Source organism: Marinomonas sp. S3726 (assembly GCF_000967665.1).
GTDB lineage: Bacteria > Pseudomonadota > Gammaproteobacteria > Pseudomonadales > Marinomonadaceae > Marinomonas.
The window spans coordinates 1-845 of sequence record NZ_JXYC01000093.1; the positions used below are offsets into that span (position 1 = coordinate 1).

General features: G+C 47.5%; 1 protein-coding gene. It reads left to right on the forward strand.

Features of this window, described 5'->3' with window-relative positions; translation table 11 throughout:
* On the forward strand, window positions 1-845 hold an 845-nt coding region (locus tag TW85_RS25200), incomplete at both ends, for an Ig-like domain-containing protein (RefSeq protein WP_046019894.1).

The following is an 845-nucleotide window of genomic DNA, read 5'->3' on the forward strand; positions in this document are numbered from 1 at the left end:
CACAGCGACCTTGACGAATGCGGCCGAAACTGAAGTGACCATCACCACGGATCAGGGCAACATCGTGATCGCGGCAGGCGAAACGACTGGCACCTTGGTGGTTGATCTAAATGAGACAGATGTAGCAGCAGGAAGTATTTCAGCTTCTGTGATCAGTTTTGTCGGTGGTAACTTTGAGGATGTTGATTATAGTGGTGCGACTGCAACAGCAGAGATATTTGATATTACGCCTACTTCAGCGCCTGGTGTGGTTATTACAGAAGATGTTAATAATGATGGTTTGATTAACGCTGCTGAACTTGATGGTGAAGTTAATGTAACTGTTTCACTGACAGATACAGGTGCTGTAGCTGGTGATACTTTAACCGTCAATGGCACTGATATTGTATTGACTGCAACAGATATATCCGCAGATCAAGTATTAACAAGTGTGACTCCACCGGCTGAAGGAGCAAACCTTGTTGTTATTGCTGTTATTACCGATATTGCAGGTAATGTCTCTGAACAAGGTTCTGATAGTGCAATACTGGATACCCTTGCCGTGGCGGGTACGGTAACAATTAATGCGATCACTTCTGATGATGTGATTAATGAAACTGAAAGCGGTGAAACTATCGCGGTGACAGGTACAGCAGCAGGTGGCGATATCGCAGAAGGCGATACCGTGACCTTGGAGATCAACGAGACCACCTACACAACAACAGTGGGCGCGGATGGCACTTGGTCTGTTGACGTGGCAGGTAGCGACTTGGAAGCAGACACGGCGTTCGATGCGGTTGTCTCTTCAAGCGATGCGGCGGGTAACACAGTCGAAAGCACAGGCGCTTCCACTCATACGGTAGATA